Genomic DNA, 2,212 nt, shown 5'->3' with positions numbered 1-2,212 from the left:
AAAAAAGCGACCAAAATAATGAGTAATGTGATTAGTATTTGAGCAAACCTGTGTTTTGTAAGCTTTTCTGAAGCCATGATGCTTCCTTCCTCGTGTAACAAACTTCAAAGTTTTGAAATAAAAGGCCAAATCCTGAACAACTGTAAGGTTACTACTCTGTCATTGAATTGTTAATTGCAGTATAGTTGACGGTTGAAAATGCCACTTTTTTTTAAAGTCAGCAATAGATAGTAACGTTCTGATAAAGCAGTATTTCTATTGTGGATTTGGGGGGCATTACGACATGTGTCGTGTTGGAAGTAAAGTGTAGTTAATTAGAAATTGGAAGCATGCAAATGAGCCAAGAAAAGCAGCTTGAACAAAACTACAACTATACAGTTGTTCGGCAATTTACCTTAGTGACTATTCTCTGGGGTATTGTTGGTATGGCTGTAGGTGTTTTGATTGCCGCTCAATTAGTTTGGCCACAGCTAAACTTTGATACGCCGTGGTTGACGTACAGTCGCTTACGTCCTCTGCATACTAATGCGGTTATTTTTGCGTTTGGTACAAGTGCCCTCTTTGCAACATCTTATTATGTTGTTCAGCGTACTTGTCAAACTCGTCTATTTGGTGGTCCTCTTGTGCCCTTCACCTTTTGGGGATGGCAAGCCATTATTTTATCTGCAGCAATAACTTTACCTTTGGGTTATACCTCCGGTAAAGAATACGCGGAATTAGAATGGCCAATTGATATCGCCATTGCTCTTGTATGGGTATCTTATGCGATAGTGTTTTTTGGAACACTCGTCAAACGTAAGACGGCACATATCTATGTGGCAAACTGGTTCTTCGGAGCTTTTATCCTTACTGTTGCTGTATTACATATTGTAAATAGCATGGCAATCCCTGTTTCTATGGGTAAATCGTATTCAGTTTACGCTGGGGCGGTGGATGCTATGGTTCAGTGGTGGTACGGTCATAATGCGGTGGGTTTCCTGCTTACTGCCGGCTTCCTTGGTATGATGTATTACTTTGTACCAAAACAAGCTGAACGCCCTGTTTATTCATACCGTTTATCGATTGTTCACTTTTGGGCTTTGATCTCTCTTTACATTTGGGCTGGTCCGCACCATTTACACTACACTGCTCTGCCTGACTGGACTCAGTCACTTGGCATGGTGATGTCGTTGGTGTTGTTTGCTCCTTCATGGGGCGGGATGATTAACGGGATTATGACGTTATCTGGTGCTTGGCATAAACTGCGCTATGACCCAATCTTACGATTCCTCATCGTTTCATTGTCATTCTACGGAATGTCTACGTTTGAAGGACCAATGATGTCGATTAAGACAGTTAACGCACTGTCACACTACACCGACTGGACTATTGGTCACGTGCATTCTGGAGCTCTAGGTTGGGTGGCAATGGTGTCGATTGGTTCGGTATACCATTTAATCCCTCGCCTATTTAACCAAGAGCGTATGTACTCTGTTGGTCTGATCAATGCTCACTTCTGGTTAGCGACTATTGGTACGGTGCTCTACATCGTTGCGATGTGGATTTCAGGTGTTATGCAGGGCTTGATGTGGCGTGCTGTTAACTCTGACGGTACGTTAACGTACAGTTTTGTTGAGTCTGTCCAAGCCTCTTACCCATTCTATACCGTTCGATTCATTGGTGGATTTATCTTCTTAGCAGGTATGTTCCTGATGGCTTACAACACGTATAAAACGGTTTTTGCACCAGATAATAGCTTAAAAGCTATTCCTCAACCGGCATAAGGAGATGAAAGAATGAGTTCTAATAATCGCCATGAAATCATCGAACGTAATGTCGGTTTACTGGCTATTTTCATTATTTTTGCCATCAGTTGGGGAGCCTTGGTTGAAATCACGCCATTGATTTTCCAAAAGCAAACTACTGAGCCTGTTGAAAATCTTAAGCCCTACACTGCGCTGCAACTTGAAGGCCGTGATATCTATATTCGCGAAGGTTGTAACGTTTGCCATAGCCAAATGATTCGCCCATTCCGTTCCGAAACGGAGCGTTATGGTCATTATTCGGTGGCTGGTGAAAGTGTTTGGGAGCATCCATTTGTGTGGGGTTCGAAGCGGACTGGGCCTGATTTGGCTCGTGTTGGTGGTCGTTATTCTGATGAATGGCATCGAGTTCACTTGACTAATCCTCGCGAACTGGTTCCTGAATCAAACATGCCCGGTTTTCCTTGGCT

Annotated in this window: 2 protein-coding genes; both read left to right on the top strand. The window is 42.9% G+C overall.

Annotated features, from left to right (window positions below):
• Window positions 1-335: 335 nt before the first annotated feature.
• Complete coding sequence (gene ccoN, locus AACQ21_RS06850; RefSeq protein ID WP_026027333.1) at window positions 336-1,763, top strand: cytochrome-c oxidase, cbb3-type subunit I; 1,428 nt, start codon at window positions 336-338, stop codon at window positions 1,761-1,763.
• 12 nt (window positions 1,764-1,775) lie between these two features.
• A partial coding sequence (gene ccoO / locus AACQ21_RS06845) for a cytochrome-c oxidase, cbb3-type subunit II (protein WP_105976372.1) occupies window positions 1,776-2,212 on the top strand: 437 nt, incomplete at its 3' end.

The organism is Vibrio sp. V01_P9A10T6, assembly GCF_963877065.1.
GTDB lineage: Bacteria > Pseudomonadota > Gammaproteobacteria > Enterobacterales > Vibrionaceae > Vibrio > Vibrio anguillarum.
Note: the sequence above shows the minus strand (reverse complement) of the source record. Positions and strands in the feature narration are given on the sequence as shown.

Excerpts from the sequence above, each read along its gene's own strand:
- ccoN (WP_026027333.1), top strand. The coding sequence starts at position 336 with ATGAGCCAAGAAAAGCAGCTTGAACAAAACTACAACTATACAGTTGTT.